Annotated in this window: 20 protein-coding genes and 1 riboswitch; of the genes, 8 read left to right on the top strand and 12 right to left on the bottom strand. The window is 66.0% G+C overall.

Annotated elements, in window-relative coordinates:
- Positions 1-107: 107 nt before the first annotated feature.
- Positions 108-770: a response regulator gene (locus A5892_RS10090; RefSeq protein ID WP_064122693.1), complete on the top strand. Its 663-nt coding sequence runs from the start codon at positions 108-110 to the stop codon at positions 768-770.
- Positions 767-2,260, top strand: a complete 1,494-nt coding sequence (locus A5892_RS10085; RefSeq protein WP_223302620.1) for an ATP-binding protein — start codon at positions 767-769, stop codon at positions 2,258-2,260. The genes A5892_RS10090 and A5892_RS10085 overlap by 4 nt, the downstream gene beginning before the upstream one ends.
- An 80-nt stretch (positions 2,261-2,340) precedes the next feature.
- On the opposite strand, the gene A5892_RS10080 is transcribed toward A5892_RS10085, so the two are convergent.
- The 3 genes from A5892_RS10080 to A5892_RS10070 form a co-directional block, all read right to left on the bottom strand.
- On the bottom strand, positions 2,341-3,132 hold the full coding sequence (locus tag A5892_RS10080) for a protein bax (RefSeq protein WP_082890384.1): 792 nt from the start codon (positions 3,130-3,132) through the stop codon (positions 2,341-2,343).
- Between the two features lie 261 nt (positions 3,133-3,393).
- Positions 3,394-5,286: a molecular chaperone HtpG gene (gene htpG / locus A5892_RS10075; RefSeq protein ID WP_064122692.1), complete on the bottom strand. Its 1,893-nt coding sequence runs from the start codon at positions 5,284-5,286 to the stop codon at positions 3,394-3,396.
- Positions 5,287-5,348: 62 nt separating this feature from the next.
- Complete coding sequence (locus tag A5892_RS10070) at positions 5,349-5,678, bottom strand: YkvA family protein (protein ID WP_064122691.1); 330 nt, start codon at positions 5,676-5,678, stop codon at positions 5,349-5,351.
- A 144-nt stretch (positions 5,679-5,822) separates the two neighbouring features.
- Here A5892_RS10070 and A5892_RS10065 point away from each other — a divergent pair, with 144 nt between their 5' ends.
- A complete protein-coding gene (locus tag A5892_RS10065) occupies positions 5,823-7,796 on the top strand; it encodes a transglycosylase SLT domain-containing protein (RefSeq protein ID WP_223302619.1) in 1,974 nt (657 codons plus the stop codon).
- A gap of 9 nt (positions 7,797-7,805) precedes the next feature.
- Here the strand turns inward: A5892_RS10065 and A5892_RS10060 are convergent, their stop codons facing one another.
- The 5 genes from A5892_RS10060 to A5892_RS10040 all read right to left on the bottom strand — a co-directional run bounded on the left by A5892_RS10060 (position 7,806) and on the right by A5892_RS10040 (position 11,637).
- Complete coding sequence (locus A5892_RS10060; protein ID WP_082890383.1) at positions 7,806-8,807, bottom strand: ABC transporter substrate-binding protein; 1,002 nt, start codon at positions 8,805-8,807, stop codon at positions 7,806-7,808.
- Between the two features lie 51 nt (positions 8,808-8,858).
- Positions 8,859-9,623, bottom strand: coding sequence for an ABC transporter permease (locus A5892_RS10055; protein WP_064122690.1), 765 nt, complete (start codon positions 9,621-9,623; stop codon positions 8,859-8,861).
- Entirely contained in the window at positions 9,616-10,398 is a 783-nt protein-coding gene (locus tag A5892_RS10050; protein WP_064122689.1) for an ABC transporter ATP-binding protein, read from the bottom strand. Before A5892_RS10050 ends, A5892_RS10055 begins: the two co-directional genes overlap by 8 nt.
- A gap of 53 nt (positions 10,399-10,451) precedes the next feature.
- A riboswitch (TPP riboswitch) is annotated at positions 10,452-10,560 on the bottom strand.
- A 36-nt stretch (positions 10,561-10,596) separates the two neighbouring features.
- Positions 10,597-11,031 carry a TM2 domain-containing protein gene (locus A5892_RS10045; protein WP_064122688.1) on the bottom strand — a complete coding sequence of 145 codons (435 nt, stop codon included), beginning with the start codon at positions 11,029-11,031 and terminating at the stop codon, positions 10,597-10,599.
- A gap of 114 nt (positions 11,032-11,145) precedes the next feature.
- Positions 11,146-11,637: a GNAT family N-acetyltransferase gene (locus A5892_RS10040; RefSeq protein WP_064122687.1), complete on the bottom strand. Its 492-nt coding sequence runs from the start codon at positions 11,635-11,637 to the stop codon at positions 11,146-11,148.
- A gap of 455 nt (positions 11,638-12,092) precedes the next feature.
- Here A5892_RS10040 and A5892_RS10035 point away from each other — a divergent pair, with 455 nt between their 5' ends.
- Positions 12,093-12,299 carry a cold-shock protein gene (locus A5892_RS10035; protein WP_027349934.1) on the top strand — a complete coding sequence of 69 codons (207 nt, stop codon included), beginning with the start codon at positions 12,093-12,095 and terminating at the stop codon, positions 12,297-12,299.
- A gap of 178 nt (positions 12,300-12,477) precedes the next feature.
- Here the strand turns inward: A5892_RS10035 and A5892_RS10030 are convergent, their stop codons facing one another.
- The 4 genes from A5892_RS10030 to A5892_RS10015 form a co-directional block, all read right to left on the bottom strand.
- A complete protein-coding gene (locus tag A5892_RS10030) occupies positions 12,478-12,837 on the bottom strand; it encodes a hypothetical protein (protein WP_064122686.1) in 360 nt (119 codons plus the stop codon).
- A 157-nt stretch (positions 12,838-12,994) separates the two neighbouring features.
- On the bottom strand, positions 12,995-13,432 hold the full coding sequence (locus tag A5892_RS10025) for a nucleoside deaminase (protein WP_064122685.1): 438 nt from the start codon (positions 13,430-13,432) through the stop codon (positions 12,995-12,997).
- Between the two features lie 18 nt (positions 13,433-13,450).
- On the bottom strand, positions 13,451-14,380 hold the full coding sequence (gene yegS, locus A5892_RS10020) for a lipid kinase YegS (RefSeq protein ID WP_082890381.1): 930 nt from the start codon (positions 14,378-14,380) through the stop codon (positions 13,451-13,453).
- Positions 14,381-14,389: 9 nt separating this feature from the next.
- Positions 14,390-15,094 (bottom strand): MgtC/SapB family protein, encoded by a 705-nt coding sequence (locus A5892_RS10015; RefSeq protein ID WP_223302618.1) that lies wholly within the window; start codon positions 15,092-15,094, stop codon positions 14,390-14,392.
- 194 nt (positions 15,095-15,288) lie between these two features.
- On the opposite strand from A5892_RS10015, the gene bioB reads away from it, so the two are divergent.
- Genes bioB through A5892_RS09995 form a run of 4 tightly spaced genes read left to right on the top strand, consistent with a single transcriptional unit; the run spans position 15,289 to position 19,121 of the window.
- Positions 15,289-16,332 (top strand): biotin synthase BioB, encoded by a 1,044-nt coding sequence (bioB, locus tag A5892_RS10010; RefSeq protein ID WP_064122683.1) that lies wholly within the window; start codon positions 15,289-15,291, stop codon positions 16,330-16,332.
- Positions 16,316-17,524, top strand: coding sequence for an 8-amino-7-oxononanoate synthase (gene bioF, locus A5892_RS10005; RefSeq protein WP_223302617.1), 1,209 nt, complete (start codon positions 16,316-16,318; stop codon positions 17,522-17,524). The genes bioB and bioF overlap by 17 nt, the downstream gene beginning before the upstream one ends.
- Entirely contained in the window at positions 17,524-18,294 is a 771-nt protein-coding gene (locus tag A5892_RS10000) for an alpha/beta fold hydrolase (RefSeq protein WP_064122681.1), read from the top strand. Before bioF ends, A5892_RS10000 begins: the two co-directional genes overlap by 1 nt.
- Positions 18,291-19,121, top strand: coding sequence for a methyltransferase domain-containing protein (locus A5892_RS09995; RefSeq protein ID WP_064122680.1), 831 nt, complete (start codon positions 18,291-18,293; stop codon positions 19,119-19,121). Before A5892_RS10000 ends, A5892_RS09995 begins: the two co-directional genes overlap by 4 nt.
- The last annotated feature ends 4 nt before the right edge of the window (positions 19,122-19,125 follow it).

Here is a 19,125-nt window from a genome sequence, read left to right as displayed (position 1 = left end):
AGTAGCATCCGAATCTCGGTACGGATACCCGGGCGCGGGGCCATGATCCGGCAATCGGCACGATAGCGATGCTTGGTCGACCACAGGACAAGACAAAAGGGAAACAGATGAGAATTCTACTCGTCGAAGACGATCCACTCTTGGGTGACGGCGTCGAGACCGCGCTCAAGCGCGAGGGCTACCAGGTCGAATGGCTGCACGATGGTGCCAGCGCACTGGAGACTTTGGCGCAGGGCGAGTTCGGCGCGGTAGTGCTGGATCTCGGCCTGCCGGGCATGGATGGCATGGAGGTGCTGCGCCGGCTGCGCGAGACCCAATCGCTGCCGGTGGTGATCCTCACCGCGAGGGACAGTCTCGATGACAAGGTGATGGGGCTCGACGCCGGCGCCGACGACTACGTGCTCAAGCCGTTCGAACTCGAGGAACTGCTGGCGCGGCTTCGTATGGTGATGCGCCGCGCGGTCGGACGGACCACCCAGGTGCTCACCGTCAACGACCTGACCATCGATGAATCGCGCCACGAAGTGACCTGGAAGGACAAGCCGGTCAAGCTCGGCCGGCGTGAATACGCCCTGCTGCTGGAACTTGCCAACAATGCGGGCCAGGTGCTCACCCGCCCTCACCTGGAGCAGCTGCTCTACGGCTGGGACGACGAAGTGGAGTCCAACGCGCTCGAGGTACACATCCACCACTTGCGCAAGAAGCTCGCCCCTGAACTGATCGTCACCCTGCGCGGGATCGGCTACCGGCTGGAGGACAACGCCCGGTGAGTGGCAAGCCGCGCAGCGAAAGGCGGCGCGGCATCGGTTCGATCCGCCGCTACCTGACCCGAGCGATCCTGGTGATCCTGTTCGCCAGCTCCGCCGCCTCGCTGGTGGTCTCCTACGTCATCATCGACGACGAGATGGATGAAATCTTCGACGCCCAGCTGTCGATGCTCGGGCGTATCGTCACCGGCATGACCACTGCCGAGACGAGCGCACAAGAGTACCAGCGAATCGCCGAGCAGCTCACCGACCAGGAGAACATCGCGCGCTTCTATTCGCTGACGATGTCCCATGGCCGCCTCACCGACGACGACGCGGCCGATCCCAATCAGCCCTCCCCCGACGAGCCGGTGCTCGCCCTGGGATTCTGGAACGACGACGGCACTCCACGCTTGCTCAGCGGCAGTTGGAGCGCCGATCCCCCCTTCCCCGCCCCCCAGCGGCCGGGCTATGCCTGGGTCGAGTACCAGGACCACAGCTGGCGCGTCTATACCCGCTACGACGAGGCGAGCCGGATATGGGTCTCGATCGGGCTGCGCGAACGCTTCCAGACCCTGCTGTCGCGCAAGATCGCCTTCGGCAATACCCTGCCCGATGCGATCAGCGTGATGCTCGCCGCGATCCTGATCTATTTCGTCATCCGTCATGGGATGTCGCCGCTGGGCAATCTTTCCCGCCAGCTGTCGCGTCGCCATGACCAGGATCTTTCGCCGATCGAAGGCGAGGTACCGCGCGAACTCGCCGGATTGCACAACGCGCTCAACGCCTTCATCGAGCGACTGCGCGAGGCGCTCGAGCGCGAGCGCCGGTTCACCGCCGACGCCGCCCATGAGCTGCGCACGCCGCTGGCGGCGCTGAAGATCCATCTCGACAACGCCCGCGCCAGCGACGGCGTACAGAGCGAGGACTCGTTCGACAAGGCGCGCCTCGGGATCGAGCGGCTGCAGCGCGTGGTCGACCAGCTTTTGACGCTGGCGCGGCTCGACCGTCATCGGCCGAACGCGCCCGCCCGGGTGGATCTTTATCCCATCGCCGCACAGCTCGCCAGCGAGCTATGGCCCCTCGCCGAGGCGCGAGGCCAGCGTCTGGCGATGAGCGGCCTGACCAGGCTCGACATCTACGCGGACCCCACCGAAGTCGGCGTACTGCTGCGCAATCTGCTCGACAATGCGCTGCGCTACACCCCCAACGGCGGCAGCGTCGAAATCCGCCTCGAGCGCATCGAGGGCGTGCCCTCGCTCTGCGTGGTCGACGATGGCAGCGGCATCGAGCCTGAGCTGCTCGACAAGGTGACCGAGCGGTTTCGCCGCGGGTCGGCGCCGCGCGCCTCGGGCAGCGGGTTGGGGCTATCGATCGTGGCGACGCTGATCAAGCAGCAGCGAGCGCAGCTGCACCTGCGCAATCGCGACGAAGGCGGGCTCGAAGCACGCATCACCTGGCCTGCGACGCCGAAAGATACCGCCGTCGCGCAAGATCACTCGCCCCATCGCTGAGCGCCATTGCGGAGTCAAACGAAAAACGCCGGCGACCATCGGTCGCCGGCGTCGATGCACATGCGCTTCACGCTATGGCTTCACGCCGCAGGCTCGTCGACCTGCCCACGCAAGGATTCGATCATGTCGGTGTTGATGTTGAGCAGCAGTCGGAGCTGGTCCATGTAGGCGGTTCCGCGCACCGAGTAGCGGCCGAGCGATGCGATCAACGCCTCGGCGGTGACCTCGCGACCCTGGCCGCGCAGCGCGGCACGCTGCTTGCGCAGGTTGTCGTACGCCTTGTGCCCGTTGAGGTTGAGGAAATAGGCGTGGACGCCATCCTCGACCGAGGCGAACTGCTGGTAGCGGTCGCCGGTGCCGCGCTGTTCGACGCCGCACTCGGTGCCGAAGCAGCGCATGCCGAAGAGGTTGTTGCTTTCACGCGCGAAGCGGGAGGTGCCCCAGCCGGATTCCTCGATCGCCTGTACCAGCACCAGCTGCATCGGCAGGGTATCGACCCGGCTCAGCAGCTGATCCCAATCGGTGCGCTGGGGATCGGCGCAGTTCATCCGGTAGTCATCGCAGATACGCTTGAGCCGCTCGCGGGCCGGGCGCGTCCAGGTATTGCGCTCGCGGGCGGCGAGCAGGAATTCACGATCGGCTCGAACCATTGCGTTCTGCCGTTCGATGATCGGAATCAGCAGATTGAAGAAAGCGATCTTGCGGTCCGGCCCGGCACGTTGCTCTCGCAGGTCCGGCATGCTGGTGACGACGCTGTCATCGAGGAGTGCTTCTCCACTCGTTTCACTATCGGCGGCGAGCGAGAACTGCAAAGGAAATGCCGAAAGAATGAGCGTCAGCACGAGCGTCCTGGGATCAAACGTTCGTGTCATCGAGGATGTACTCTAGTTCATGTCGCGCAGAGACTAACAGCATCAACGCGAAAATGCATCCAACTGCGCCCAGCATCGCCGATCTGTACACAAAACAGCGCTCTATGAAAACCTGAAAAAACCTTCGCTCACAGTCGGTTAGCAAGATGAACGGGCGCACTCGAGCAGGCGGGCATCCGCCCGGCCAGAAGATCGAACCAGCCGTCGGCAAGACGGCCCGACAGGTCCCGCCGCGGGCGCGGCGAGACCTGTCGGCGGGGCTCAGCCTACCAGCAGCGCGTTGAGCCGCTTGACGTAGGCCGCGGGATCGTCCAACTGCCCGCCTTCGGCGATGATCGCCTGGTCGAGCAGCACTTCCCCAAGACGGTCGAACGCCTCTCCCTCGAGCCCTTCGAGCCGCGCGATCAGCGGATGATCGGGGTTGATCTCGAGGATCGGCTTGCTCTCAGGCACCGGCTGCCCCGCGGCCTCCATCAGGCGGCGCATCTGGAAGCCCATGTCGTGCTCGTCGAGCACCACGCAGGCCGGAGAGTCGGTCAGGCGATGGGTGACCCGCACCTGGGCGACGCGCTCGCCGAGCTGCTCCTTGAGCCGATCGACCAGCGCCTGCTTGGCCTTGGCGCTCTCTTCCTGGGCCTTCTTCTCTTCTTCGTCCTCGACATCGCCGAGATCGAGATCGCCCTTGGCGACATCGACGAGCGCCTTGCCGTCGAACTCAGACAGATGGCTCATCAGCCACTCGTCCACGCGGTCGCTCAGCAGCAGCACTTCGATACCTTTCTTGCGGAAGATCTCGAGATGCGGGCTATGACGCGCGGCGTTGAAGCTGTCGGCGACCAGGTAGTAGATCTTCTGCTGGCCTTCCTTCATTCGCCCGACGTAGTCGGCGAGCGACTGATCCTGCACCGCGCTGTCGGTATGGGTGGTGGAGAAACGCAAAAGCTCGGCGATCTTCTCGCGGTTGGCGTAGTCCTCCGCGGGCCCTTCCTTGAGCACCGAACCGAACTGGTTCCAGAACTCCTGGTAGCGCTCGGGCTCCTTGGCCAGCTTCTTGAGCATGTCGAGCACGCGCTTGGTCAGCGCGCTCTTCAGCTTCTCCACCTGCGGATCCTGCTGGAGGATTTCGCGCGAGACGTTGAGCGACAGGTCGCGGGTGTCGATCACCCCTTTGACGAAGCGCAGGTACAGCGGCAGGAACTGCTCCGCATCATCCATGATGAAGACGCGCTGGACATAGAGCTTGAGCCCGCGCACGCCCTCGCGCTGGTAGAGATCAAACGGCGCCCGCGCGGGCACGTAGAGCAGGCTCGTGTACTCGAGCTTGCCCTCGACCTTGTTGTGGCTCCAGCTCAGCGGGTCGGTGAAGTCGTGGGCGATGTGCTTGTAGAACGCCTTGTAGTCGTCATCGGAGAGTTCGCCCTTCGGCCGGGTCCACAGCGCCTGGGCCTCGTTGACCGTCTCCCAGCTGACCACGCTGCTTTTCTCGCCGTCTTCGCCTTCCTGCTCCTCGACCTTCTGCATCTGCACCGGCAGATCGATATGGTCGGAATACTTGCGCACCAGCGCGCGCAGGCGGTACTCGTCGGCGAACTCCGCCGCGTCGCTCTTGAGCGCGAGCCTGATCTCGGTGCCATGGCGCTCGAGCTCGATCGGCTCGATGGTGAACTCACCCTCGCCGCGAGAGACCCACTGGGTACCCGCGGAGCGCTCGCTGCCCGCCAGGCGAGTACGCACCGTCACCTCGTCGGCGACGATGAAGGAGGAATAGAAGCCAACGCCGAACTGGCCGATCAGCTTGGCATCCTTCTGCTGCTCGCCGGAGAGCTGCTTGAGGAATTCCGCGGTGCCGGAGCGCGCGATGGTGCCTAGATTGGCGATCACGTCATCGCGGCTCATCCCGATGCCGTTGTCGCGCACGGTGACGGTGCGCGCCTCGGCGTCGAACTCGATCTCCACGCGCAGTTCGCTATCGCCCTCGAACAGCGAATCGTCATCGAGGGCACGATAACGAAGCTTGTCGCAGGCATCCGCCGCATTGGAGATCAGTTCGCGAAGGAAAATCTCGCGATTCGAGTAAAGCGAATGGATCATCAGATGCAGAAGCTGCTTCACTTCCGTCTGGAATCCTAGCGTCTCTTTCTGGTCTGCCGACATCTGCAAAACGTCCCTAGGTCAACGGTGGAATATGCGCAAAGATGGGGCGAGCGCGGCGATTTTCAAGAGTCCCGACGGGCATCCCGCGCCCGTCGCCAGGCGCGATAGCCGTCGAGATCCTCGTCGAGCTTGGCCAGCAGCCAGCCGCTGATGATCAGATCGTCGAGCTGCCCCCAGAACGGAATGAAGTCGGGCACCAGATCGAAAGGGAAGAACAAATAGACCAGCGCCACGACCAGCAGCGCCATCGCCCGCTTGGGTAGCGGACGGTAGTCACCGCGCAGATAGTCATGCATCATCGGGACGATCGTACGCAGCGCCTTGCCGATCCTGAGCAGCACGTTGCCGCGCCCGACCAGCAGACCGAACAGGTTGAACTTTCGTCGTTTCATCGCGTGCACTCCTATGCGCAGGCCAAGCCGGTCAAGATACCTTCGCCGCCGAACAAACGCCCCAGGCACCCATGGAGATGGGGGCCGCGCGACGTAAACGCAAGCCCGTGCACCGCCGCACCTGGTCCGACGACAGGAGTTGATGTGTCCAGAACGCCCCCCGCCCCGCCCTCGCCCCTGCGCCACCTGCTCGGCCTCGGTATCGCCACCGCACTCTGCGCCGGCCTCTTTGCGCCACTCCCCGCCCAGGCCGACGATATGGCGATGCGCCAGGCGCTGGCCGATGCCCGTCAAGGAAGCTGGAGCCGCATCGATCAGCGCACCGAGCGTGTCGATCATCTGCTGGACGGCTACATCGAGTACCATCGCCTGCGTCACGCCCTGCCCGACGTGGCGCCGCAGGTAATCAACGATTTCATTGCCCGCCACGACGACTCCCCGCTGGCCGGCTGGCTGCGCGGCCAGGCCCAGACCGCCTACGGGCGCAGGGGCGACTTCGCCGCCCTGCTCGCGGTCAGCGACGGCGAACCGATCGGCACCGAGCGCCAGTGCTACTATTACACCGCGCTGCTGGAGCGCGAGCCGAGCGCCGCGGCGGCGGGAGGACGGGCACTGTGGCGGGTCGGAAGCTCCCAGCCCAACGCTTGTGATCCGCTGTTCGAGCGACTGCGAGCGAGCGGCGCGCTGACCACTGAGGACGACTGGACGCGGCTGATGCTGGCATGGGAGAACGGCAGCACCGGCCTGGTCAACTATCTGCGCCGCCTGATCGACGACCCGGCCTGGCGCGATGCGCTCAGCGCCTTCGACCGGGTCAACGCCGATCCCTCCCAGGTGGCGACCCTGCCTGCCCGGCTCGGCCCCGATGGCAGCGCAGGCCCGAGCCTGCTTGCCGCGACCTTCCATCGGCTGACCCGCGACAATACCGCCGCGGCGCTGGCCGCCTGGCAGCGCCTGGGCGAGCAGGCCACCCTGGGCGCCGAGCAGCGCCGATCGATCGAGCACGACCTGGCCTTCTACGCGATGGCACGCAGCGTGCCCGGTAGCCAACCATGGGTCGATCGCGCCCTGCCCCGGCTCGAAGCCGACGATCTCTACGAACTGCGGGTACGTAACGCACTGGCCGCGCGCGACTGGCAGGCGGTGTTCGACTGGGTGCCGAGGATGCCGGACAGCGTGCGAACGGAGGCACGCTGGCAGTACTGGCTGGGCCGCGCCAGCGCCGAGCTCGGTGACCCGACCACCGCGCGCAGCGCCTTCGAGGCCGCAGCCCAGGGGCGCAATTTCTTCGCCTTCGCCGCCGCCGACAGGCTCGGGCGCACCTATGCGCTCAACGACGCCTCGCGCCCGGTGCCGCCCGAGCGCATCGCGCAGGTCGCGCAGACCCTGGCGGTGCAGCGCGTCGGCGCACTCTATCGGATCGACGAACCCGGCCTCGCCCGCAGCGAGTGGGTCGCGCTGCTCGAGCGCTCGGACCATGCCCACAGCGAGGCGATGGCCGCCTATGCGATCCAGCAGGGCTGGTACGAGCTCGCGGTGCAGGCCTCGATCAGCGCCCGCGCCTGGGATGCCCTGGCCTGGCGCTTCCCCCATGCGTTCGAGCCCGAATTCGTCAAGTGGGGCGCCTCTCGCGGCGTCGATCCCTACTTTTTGATGGGTATCGCCCGTCGCGAGAGCGCCTTCAACCAGCGGGCCCAGTCCCCGGTCGGCGCCCGCGGATTGATGCAGCTGATGCCGGACACCGCGCGCCACTTGAGTTCGCGTCGCAACATCCCGTACGCCGGGGTGGAGAGCCTCGAGGATCCCGAGGTCAACGTCGCGTTCGGCTCGGCCTACATTCGCGACATGCTCGACCGGTACTCGAACAACCGCATCGCCGCCGCCGCGGCCTACAACGCAGGCCCCGGGCGGGTCGATCGCTGGCTCGCCAACGGCAACCAGCCGTTCGACCTGTTCGTCGAAAGCATCCCGTTCCGCGAGACCCGCGAGTACGTGCTCGCGGTGCTCGCCTATCGTGCGATCTTCGAAAGCCTGGCGAAGGGCTCGAGCGAAGGCGTCGAGATGCTCAGCGACGTCGAGCGCAACGCCTACTACGACGCCTCGATGCGCTCGGGCTGAGGCGGTGGATCAAGGGGCCGGGGCATTGAGATCGACCGCGAGCGCATCGAGCGGCTGCTCGCGTTCGATCAATCCTTGCTCGAGCAGAAACCGCTGCATGCCGAGGTAGCGGCCGCTGTCGAGCGCGGCGGGGCTGGGCGAAAAGCGCCCCAGCGTCAGCTCGAAGGCACGCTGGTTGACCTCGCTGTCGAGGCTTGCGTCATAGCGCCTGAACGACTCCCAGGCCTCCTCGGGGTGGTTGTCGATCCAAAGCGTTGCCTCCTCGACCGCGCTGATGAAGGCGCGCAGTGCATCGCCCTTGGCGGCGATGGTGGCGGGACTGGCGACGAAGATCAGCTCATCGTAGACCGGCACCCCGTGCTCCTCGACGAAGAAGCTGCGCGGCTCGACGCCTTGGGACTCGAGCTGGGCGGCTTCGACGTTGCGGTAGGCACCGATCACCGCATCGACCTGGCCGCTCAGCAGCGCCGGGGCGAGCGAGAAGTTGACGTTGACCCTCTCGACGTCGTCGATCCCGATCCCCGCATGCTCGAGCATCGTCCGCAGCAGCGCCTGTTCCACCCCCGCCACCGAATAGCCGATGCGCCGGCCGCGAAGCCCGGCGAGATCCTCGATACCGCTGTCGGCACGTACCATCACGGTATTCAGCGGAGTGGCGACCAGCGTACCGATGCGCTTGAGCGGCAGACCTTGGTCGACCTCGAGATGCAGCTGCGGCTGGTAGCCGATCGCTACGTCCACCTGGCCCGCGGCGGCGAGACGCCCAGGCGTGGAGGGATCGCCCGGCGCATCGATGGTCACCTCGAGCCCGTGCCGGGCGAACAAGCCACGCTGCTCGGCGATGACCAGCGGCGCATGATCCGGATTGACGTACCAGTCGAGCATCAGGTGCAGCGGCGTGGGTGGCGCGTCGGCCGCCCATCCCGGCGCGGCGGCGGTGACGATGAGCAGCGCGCAGGCCCGGGTCAGCGACCAGCGGGCAAAGCGTGCGTAGGTGGTAGCGGATTTCATCGAAACGTCCTCGTGGTTGAACGCAGCAAAGCGCGCGGCGGCGAACGTGGTTCAGCGATGGCTGACCGAGCGCCAGGGAAGCAGCCACCTGGAAACCAGCTCGGTCGCCGCGTAGAGCAGCAAGGCGAAGACGATCAGCACCAGCAGCGCCGCGAACATCAGCGCGGTCTGCATCTGCGCGTTGGCCTGGATCATCAGGTAACCGAGCCCCGCGCTGGCGCCTGCCCACTCCCCGATCACCGCGCCGATCGGTGCGCAGATCGCCGCCAGGCGCAGGCCGGAGCAGAACGACGGCAGTGCCGCCGGCAGGCGCACCAGCAGCATGGTGCGCAGGGGGCTCGCCCGCATGATCAGTGCCAGGTCGAGCCAACCGCGCTCGGTCTGGCGCAGGCCGTCGTAAAAGGTCGAGGCCACCGGGAAGTAGATGATCAGCGCCGCCATCAGCACTTTCGGCGTCATACCGTAGCCGAACCACAGCATCATCAACGGCGCCAGGGCGAACAGCGGGACCGCCTGGGAGGCGATCAAGAGCGGCAGCAGCGGACGTCGCAGCAGCGCACTGGAGGCCAGGGCGAGAGCGGTGAGCACGCCACCGGATACGCCCACCGCGAGGCCGAGCAGCATCTCGACCAGCGTGACCCAGGCATGGGGGGCGATCAGTGAGATCCGCGTGACCAGGGTCTCGAACACGCTCAGGGGATCGGGCAGCAGATAGGTAGGCGGACGCAGCAGCATGACCAGCAGCTGCCAGGCGAGCAGCAAGATCAAAATCGTGACAGGCGCCCAGATCAGCGTCCCGCGTTCAGGCTCACGCATTAGAGCGCTCCCCGCCGGTGCCGCGCAGTCGCTCGAACAGCGCGGCCTGGATCCCGGCCACCGCGACGTCGCCCGGCGCGCGGGGCGGATCACCCGGGGGCAGCGCCATGGCATGGAGCTGGGCATCGGTGCCGAATACGTACAGGGTGTCGGCGAGACGCAGCGCCTCGAGCGGATCATGGGTGACCAACAGCACGCTCTGCTCGGCCAGCACCTCGGCCGCGAGATCCTGCAGTTCGAGGCGGGTCAGCGCGTCGAGCGCCGAGAAAGGCTCATCCATCAGCACCACGCCGTCGGCCTCGAACAGCGTACGCGCCAACGCCACCCGCTGGCGCTGGCCGCCCGAGAGGCTATCCGGCCAGCGCGCGCCCAGGCCGGCAAGCCCGACGCGTGCGAGCAGCGCTTCGGCCCGCTCGCGTGCGTCGCTCCATCGCTGGCCACGCAGTGCAGCGCCGACGGCGACGTTTTCGACCACCCGGCGCCAGGGCATCAGCATGTCGCGCTGCGGCATCCACGCGATCGATGCCGAGAACTCACCACCCTCGCCGTTGCGCCGCTTAATGTGCGCATGGCCTTGGGGACCGACCTCCACCGGCAGGCCGGCAACCATCCGCAGCAGGCTGCTCTTGCCGCAGCCACTGCGCCCCATCAGGCAGGTCCAGCCGCGTCCGGGTAGCGACAGCGAGAGCGTTTCGAACAGCGGTCGACCGTCGGCGAAGCGCAGCGAGGCTTCGGAAATACGCAGGATTTCGGCGGGGGGAACGGCAGGGGCCATGGGGGCGCGCGACGACCTCGTGATGCGAGCGGCTCGAGCGAGGGGCGCGGTGATTCGATCAGCGCTGGATTCCCTCCGCCGGTATTCAGCCGGATCAGGTTCGAGGGGTTGTGCCGAGCACTCTCAGCGCGCCGAACGAGACGCGCACCCCCATCCAAGCGCCGAGTCTATACCCTGCGCCGTCGCACCGATAGCGGCTCAGCGCAGCGAGCTGCCATAGCTCTTGCGCACATTGCGCATCGATATCTGATCGTTCAGGGTCCAGAAGTCATAGAGCACGCCGAGCAGGAACAGGCCGCCGGTGAGCAGATAGATCACCCCGGTCACCCATTTGCCCATGTACATGCGGTGCAGGCCGAAGATGCCGGTGAAAGTGAGCAGCACCCAGGCCAGTGAGAAGTTGATCCGGCCGCTGCGGAAACGAAGATCGGCGTCGCGGTCCATCCGGTGGATCAAGAACAGGTCGATCAACCAGCCGATCAGGAACAGGCCGAAGGTGAAAAACCATATCGTGCCGGTGACGGGCTTGCCGTAGTAGAAGCGATGCGCCCCGGTGAAGCCGAACAGCCAGAGCAGGTAGCCCAGCAGCTTGCTGTGCGTGTCGTTGAGTGTTGGAGAAGCGGAATAACCCATCGTGACTCCCAAAGCTTGATGACATCCCCGTATCACCGCTGGATACGGGCACGCGACACCCTTTACACCACGGGGTAGCGAACGCCCAGGCGCCCGCTACCCCTTCCCTTCCGATCAGATCGTTCGCTGCATGTCGAGGAGCCCCTCGATGTCCGGGTCGCCCCCGGACACGTCGAAACCGACTCGAGCGTAAAGCTCGCGGGCGGGATTCTCGGCGAAGACCTTGAGCCGCAGGCCGTGCACCCCTTCGCTGCGCCGACGCGCGATCCACGCCTCGAGGATCAATCGTCCACGCCCCTGCCCGCGCACCGCCTCGCTCAGGTGCAGCTCGCGCAGGTAGGCGTACTCGCCCTTGATGTCCCAAGCGATCACACCGGATGCCACGCCGTGATGCTCGAGGATCAGCGCATCCAGCCCCTGCCACTGCTGCATGAACATCTTCGGGCTGAAGCGCATCTGCCGGCGCGCCCAATAGGGTGACATGGTACGTTCCACCAGCCGACAGGCGAACTCGGCATCCTCCTCCCCCTCCGCCCGGCGCCAACCTCTGGGCAGGATGAAAGGAGAGACTGCGAGGTCGAAACGATGGGGTAGTCTCTGGCTCATCGACGACTCCGGCGAAGTAGGGGTAGCGAATGCGCTACGCGCAAGAGGGTATCGCGATTCGGCTTTCGCGGCGCCTCCTCTTCTTTCTTTATCAGAACTTTGCATGAGTGTCTCCACGCGCCGGCATGATGTCGCAGCCAACCGCCGCCGGGCCGGCAGCGCGCGGGAGGAAGATTGGTTCGAACACGCAGACCAAAGGGAGATTTCGTCATCTACTTGCTATGGACCTGCGTCGAATTTCGCTCTATGTTGCTCTGGCGGGGCTAGGTGGCGGTGGCAAAGAATCGACTTGACGCTTTGCCTGCCACTGACGCATCCTGCGAGCGTAGGTTTGCAGGTTGGATGTCGTTGGTAGCGGTCGATCTTTCGATTTCCGAGCGTCATTCCCCCCTGATAAGCCCCACGCAATATCGAGCCCAGGCTCGTTCATTACTCAGGTATGTAAGGAAATCGACATGGCAACTGGTACTGTCAAGTGGTTCAATGACACCAAAGGCTACGGCTTCATCTCCCCGGACGACGGCGGTGACGACCTGTTCGCTCACTTCTCCGAAATCCAGGCTGAAGGCTTCAAGTCCCTTCAGGATGGTCAGAAAGTCTCCTTCGACGTCACTCAAGGCAAGAAGGGTCTTCAGGCAGCCAACATCAAGGTCGTCAACTAAGCGACGCTTGATCGCCCGGCTCTCCTAGCGCCGGCAAGAACATCGAAAGCCCGCTCATCAGAGCGGGCTTTTTTCGTATCGCTCCGTCATAAACCCCCGACGGCGCACCCTCCCGCCGGGGACCGAAGAGCGGGCCGGAGCTGCCTTGCAGCGCCCCGCCCCCGCTCACCCCATAACGCTAGGGCGTAGTGGTGGTGTCGTCTTCCGAGGAAGCACCGCCATCGACGTCACCTTCGAGGGTACCCGACTGCGGGTCCGCCTCTGGCACACTGCTGGCGTCATCGGGCGTCGACTCGGGCATGGGCTCCTGGGTCGCGTCGTCACCGGGCGTCGGGCTGTCGCTGCTCGGCGGAGCGGTGGTCTCCGGAGCCGGAGGCGCCGTGGTTTCCGGCGGCGTAGTCTGCTCGGTCGGCGCCGGCGTGCTGCCAGACGGCGCCTGATCGACCGGCGGCGCATCGTCATCGCCACCGCCACAGGCCGTGAGGCCAAGCGCTGCCACCAGCGTGATGCCTGCAAAAGCGAGAGTCTTCCTGCTCACGTTCCGCCTCCTTGTCATTGCGTGTCCTACCGTTATGCCCAAATAGTGATCACAGAACGCCTTACATTGCAGCAGAGGCACTAACTCGGGGCAAGTAAAGGCACAATACGTTTTGTATCCATGCTCCTCGAGTCGATCTCGCCTGGCACCAGGATCGTCACTCGCCGATATCTTCGTTCCACACTTCAGGGTGCTCGCGAATGAACCTCGCCATCAGCTCGATGCACTGCTGGTCCTGCAAGACGCTCACCTCGACCCCGGCATCGCGCAGGCGCTGCTCCTGCCCGAGGAAGTTTCGATTCTCGCCGACGACCACCTTGGGGAAGCCATAGAGCTCGATCGCTCCAGCGCACATCGAGCAAGGCGAGAGCGTGGTGTAGATTACGCTGTCTCGGTAAACCGAGGCTGACTGCCGCCCGGCGTCCTCGAGCGCGGCCATTTCACCGTGCAGGATGGGACTGCCATTTTGCATCCGCTGGTTGTGTCCGCGGCCGATGATCTTGCCCTGGTGGACGATCACCGATCCGATCGGGACACCACCAGCCTCGTAGCCTTTGAGCGCCTCATCGAACGCCGCTTGCATGAAAGCGTCCATTCTTACCTCCGCCAGTAATCATTCGTCGCTGCCGACCAGGGCATGCGTACCATTGCGTTCGAGCAGCTTGCTGTCTTCCGGCAGTACCACCTCGATCGCTTTAGGCACCACCTCGAAGCGGGCCTGCTTGATCTCGCGCATCTCGCCGTCGAGGGTCACCGGCAGCGACTGCTCGCACTCGATCTCGAGCCACGGCACCTGGAAGTAGCGCACCAGGTCGCCGCGCCCGGAAAGCTGCTCCAATTCGCGGACCAGCCGGGGCACGTCGCGCAGCCGGAAGGCATCGATCACCAGCACGTCGAGCAGCCCATCGTCGATGAAGGCCTTCGGTGCCAGCTCCTGCGAGCCGCCGGCCTGGCGACCGTTGCCGATCGCGATCACCACCATCGCGGCCTTGCCTTCGTAGCCCGGCATCCTCAACCGCCCTTCGTAGGGCGAGAAGCTCAGGATGCGTGCCGCGCCGACCAGGGAATACGCCCCGCCGCCGAGCATCCGCTTGAGGATCGCCGGGGTGCTCGCGGTAACCGAGGCACCGAAGCCACCGGACACCACATTGATGAAGTAGGCGTCGCCGATCTTGCCCAGGTCGATCGGATAGGCGTTCTCGCGTACCGCGAAGGAGAACGCCTCGGTGGGCTCCAGCGGAATACCCGCCGCGCGGGCGAAGTCGTTGGCGGTACCGAGCGGAATCACCCCGAGCGCAGGGCGACGCCCGGCCGGCAGTTTCATCAGTGCGTTGGCGGCGCCGTGGAGGGTGCCGTCACCGCCGCCGACGATCACCCGCTCGACCCCATTGGCGCTGGCCTGATGGATGAAATCCTCGATGTCGCTGCCTTCCCAGGTGACGCGAACGTCGACACCGATGCCCTGCTTGCGTAGCCGGGTCACCATCTTGCGCAGCTTAGGCTGGTCCGATGACTTGCCGTTGAGGATCAATCGAATGCTCAAGTGCGCTCCTTAACCGGCGACCGGGGTCAGGCGAAAACCGACCAAGTGCTCGAGACTGCGAAGCCGCTCGCTGAGCCGGGTGAAATTGTCGCGCGAATACGAGCGCAGCATCATTTGGTACTCGAAGGTCTCGGTGGAATGGCTGAGATGGTAGCTGATGCTGAGCACCCGGCAGCCGTATGACTCGATCAGCGTGCGGACGAACTTCTCGTCCGGCGTGCTGCTGGCCGGAAAGCGCAGGGTATGGGTGGCGAACATCTGGCTGCGCATGCGCGACTCGACCTGGCGAAACAGTGCCAGCGTCACCAGCGTCACCACCGTGGTCAGCACCGCCGGCCACCAGAAGCCGATGCCGAAGAGGATGCCTATCGAGGCGGTGATCCAGATCGACGCGGCGGTGGTCAGGCCGCGCACGGTCAGCCCCTCCTTGAGGATCACCCCGGCACCGAGGAAGCCGATCCCGGTCATGATCCCCTGGGCCATGCGGGTAGGGTCGGTCTGGACGTGGCCGACCATCCCACTCGGCAGCCACTCGGCCTGATAGGTGGTGATCAGCGTCAAAAGCGAAGAGGAGATACACACCAGCGCATGGGTGCGAAACCCCGCCGGACGACCGTGAAAGCTACGTTCCAGCCCAATCAGACTGCCTGCGAGCCACGCTGTGGCGAGGTGCAGGACAACGCCCGTGGGATCACTGCCCATCCAGTCACTCAAGGTCGCAAGTCCTTCGGTACAAGTCGGTTTCCAAGTTGATGAGATTAGCCTTTTTCCCTCTCCGCCAACATAGCGAGAGCGTTACCAGGCGAGTCGAAATGTAGATGTAAACCTAATACACCACACAAGGTTGACATATTCGCGATCGAATCGGGAAACTGTGACCGCCTTCACTTCGATAAAAAGCGAATTCCATGACCGAGCCCAGACACGATTGGCGACGCGATGAGATCGAGGCACTGCTTACGCGCCCGTTCAACGACCTGCTGTTCGACGCCCAGAGCGTGCATCGTGCGCACTTCGACCCCAATGCGGTGCAGGTGTCGACCCTGCTGTCGATCAAGACCGGCGCCTGCCCGGAGGATTGCAAGTACTGCCCGCAGTCGGGGCACTACAACACCGGCCTCACCCGCGAAAAACTGATGGCGGTCGAGCGCGTGCTCGAAGAGGCGCGCCAGGCCAAGGCGATTGGTGCCACCCGTTTCTGCATGGGCGCGGCGTGGAAGCACCCCAGCGCCCGCGACATGCCCTATGTGATCGAGATGGTCAAAGGAGTACGCGCCCTCGGGCTCGAGACCTGCATGACCCTCGGCCGGCTCGATGCCGACAAGGCCCGCGCGCTCGCCGATGCCGGCCTCGATTACTACAACCACAATCTCGACACCTCGCCTGAGTTCTACGCCAGCATCATCACCACCCGGACCTACGCCGAGCGCCTCGAGACGCTCGATCACGTGCGCGATGCGGGGATGAAGATCTGCGCCGGCGGGATTCTCGGCATGGGCGAATCGGTGCGAGACCGCGCGGGACTGCTGCAGCAGTTGGCCAACCTGCCGGTGCATCCCGAGAGCGTGCCGATCAACATGCTGGTCAAGGTCAAGGGCACCCCGCTCGAGCATACCGAGGATCTCGACCCGTTCGAATTCGTGCGCACCGTGGCCGCCGCCCGCATCCTGATGCCCCGCTCCCACGTGCGGCTCTCCGCCGGGCGTGAGCAGATGTCCGATGAGCTCCAGGCGCTGACCTTCCACGCCGGGGCGAACTCGATCTTCTACGGCGAGCGCCTGCTGACCACGACGAATCCGCAGGCGAGCCGCGACCAGCGGTTGTTCGAACGCCTGGGCCTGCATCCCGAGCGGCGAGAGGAGTTCGACGACGACACCCTCGATCTGGCGATCCAGCAGACCCTCGGTGCCCAGCGGGTTGCCGAGCTGAGCGTCGATGCGGCGGCACGTTGAGGACGCCACGTTGAACATGTCGGCAAGCCTCGACGCCCATCTCGCCACGCGCCTGCAGCAGCGCCATGCAAGCGGGCGTCATCGCCGCCGCACGGTGCGCGAACTGCCCGAGCGCACCCTCGACTTCGCCGGCAACGACTATCTCGGCCTTGCCCTTGACCCACGCCTGCACCATGCGCTGGCCGAGGGCGCACGCCGCTATGGCGCGGGAGCCACCGCCTCTGCGCTGGTCGGCGGCCAGCTCGAGGTCCACGAGCGGCTGGAGGCAGCGCTCGCCGAACTGCTGGATCGTCCACGCGCACTGCTCTTCTCCAGCGGCTTCCAGGCCAATCTCGGGGTGCTGGGCGCGCTGGCCGGACGCGGTGACCAGACCTTCCATGACCGGCTCAACCACGCTTCGCTACTCGACGGCACCCGGCTGAGCGGCGCCCGGCTCGAACGCTTCCTGCATGCCGATGCCGGCGACCTCGACGCCCGCCTGACGCGCGCGCAGGCGACGGGGGCGCGGCTGGTGGTCAGCGATGCGGTGTTCAGCATGGATGGCGACATCGCCCCGCTCGCCGAGCTCGCCCGGGTCAGCAGTGCGCATGGCGCATGGCTTGTGATCGACGACGCCCACGGCGTCGGCGTGCTCGGTTCGCGCGGCGCAGGCGCAGCGAGCGCCGCCGGGCTTTCCCTTGAGCAGGTACCGGTGCTGGTCGGCACGCTGAGCAAGGCATTCGGCGTACAGGGCGCCTTCGTCGCCGGCAGCGAGGGCTTGATCGATTCGCTGGTCCAGTTCTCCCGCCCCTACGTCTACTCCACCGGGCTCGCCCCAGCGCTGGCGAATGGTGCGCTCGAGGCGCTGAGAATCATCACCACCGAGCCGGAGCTCCGCCAGCGCCTCGGTGCCAACATCGCCCACCTGCACGACGCAGCCCAGGCGGCTGGCCTTGCGCTCGCGCCTAGCACCACGCCGATCCAGCCGCTGCCGGTCGGCGATGAACGGGAGACGATGGCGCTGGCACAGGCGCTGGCGCAGGATGGCATTCGGGTCGGCGCGATTCGCCCGCCGACCGTACCGCTCGGCGGCTCGAGGCTTCGCATCACGCTCAGCGCACGACACCACGCCGACCAGATCGAGCACTTGGTCGAACGAATCGTTCACCACCGCCGCGCTCTCGGTCTCAACCCGCTGACGGAGAAGCCGTGATGCATCCACAGCGCCTGATTCTACTGCCCGGCTGGGCGATCGGCCCGCGAGCGCTGGCCCCCCTGGTCGAAAGCCTCGAGCAGGCGGCGAGCTGGCTCGAGGTCGAGACCCCGACGCTGCCGCCCTACGGGCATGCCCGCCCGGAGGTCTGGCTCGAAGCGCTGGGCCTGGCGCTCGGCCTCGATGACAGCCGCCAGGACCCGCGTCCCACCTGGATCGGCGGCTGGTCGCTCGGCGGCATGCTGGCGGTGGCGCTCGCCGCCAGGCGCCCCGAGCGCTTCGCCGGCGTGATCGGCCTCGGCGCCAACGCCCGCTTCCTCAGCGCCAGCGACTGGCCGCAAGCGATGCGACCGGCGACCTTCCAGCGTTTTGCCAGCGAGCTCGAACACAGCCCCCACGACACCCTGCACCGCTTCGGCGCGCTCGCCGCCCAAGGCAGCCGCGATACCCGACGGCTGGCGCGGGTGCTGGTGCAGGCGCTGCTCGACGTATCGCTGCATGAAACCCGCGCCGGGCTCAAGCTGTTGCGCTGGCTGGATAACCGCACCGCGCTTTCGACCCTTACGCTTCCGCAGCTTTACCTGTTCGCCGAGCACGACGCGCTGGTGCCTTTCGCCTCGCAGCGGGAGGTGCAGCGGCTCTGCACCCACCAGGCCACGTGCATGCAGATCGAGAATGCGGGCCACGCCTTCGTGATCGATCAAGCCGCGCTCAGCGCCGAGCGGATCGAAGCCTTCATCGCCGCTAACTCGACGGGGCGCGAGCGGTGACCCTGCCCGCGGCGCATCCCCGGGCAAGCGCCGATAAGCGCCGGATCGGCGCCTGTTTCGCCGCCGCCGCCGCAAGCTACGACCACGCCGCCGCGCTGCAGCGTGAGATCGGCCTGGCGCTGCTCGACGAGCTCTCGGGCCATGCGGCGATGCCGCCGGGCGGCCGCTGCCTGGATCTTGGCTGCGGCACCGGCTTCATCCTCGACCAGCTGGCCGCCCGCGGCGTGGCGGTGCGCGATCTGCTCGGTGCCGATCTGGCCATGCCGATGCTCGAGCAGGGGCGACGCCGCCAGCCCGGGGCGCGATGGCTGTGCGCCGACGCCGAGCGGCTGCCGTTTAATGACCGAAGCTTCGGCCTGATCATCTCCAATCTGGCGGTGCAGTGGCTCGATGGGCTCGAGCGGTTTCTCGCCGAAGCCGCGCGCACCCTGCGCCCTGGCGGCTGGCTCGCATTCACCACGCTGGGAAGCCAGACGCTCGCCGAATTCGAGCGCCTGTGCCGCGACGTCGCCCAGCCGTCACGGGTCAATCGCTTCATCACCAAGGACAAGCTCAACGCCAGCCTAGAGCGCGCCCCGCTGCGCCTGGAAGCCCAGCGCCGCTCGCGCCATGTGCGCTGCTATCCCAACGCCTGGGCGCTGATGCGCGAGCTCAAGCAGCTCGGCGCGCACCATCTCGCGTATCCCACGCACCTGCACGCCCGTGCAGCAGGCCTCGGCGGCCGCGCCGGGCTCGTCGCACTCGAGCGGCTCGCCGGCCTTCGCTATCCCGAAGGCGTACCGGCCAGCTACGACACCCATTTCATCATCCTGCGCAAGCCCGGTTGAACCA

This window comes from Halotalea alkalilenta, assembly GCF_001648175.1.
GTDB classification, from domain to species: Bacteria; Pseudomonadota; Gammaproteobacteria; order Pseudomonadales; family Halomonadaceae; genus Halotalea; species Halotalea alkalilenta_A.
Note: the sequence above shows the minus strand (reverse complement) of the source record. Positions and strands in the feature narration are given on the sequence as shown.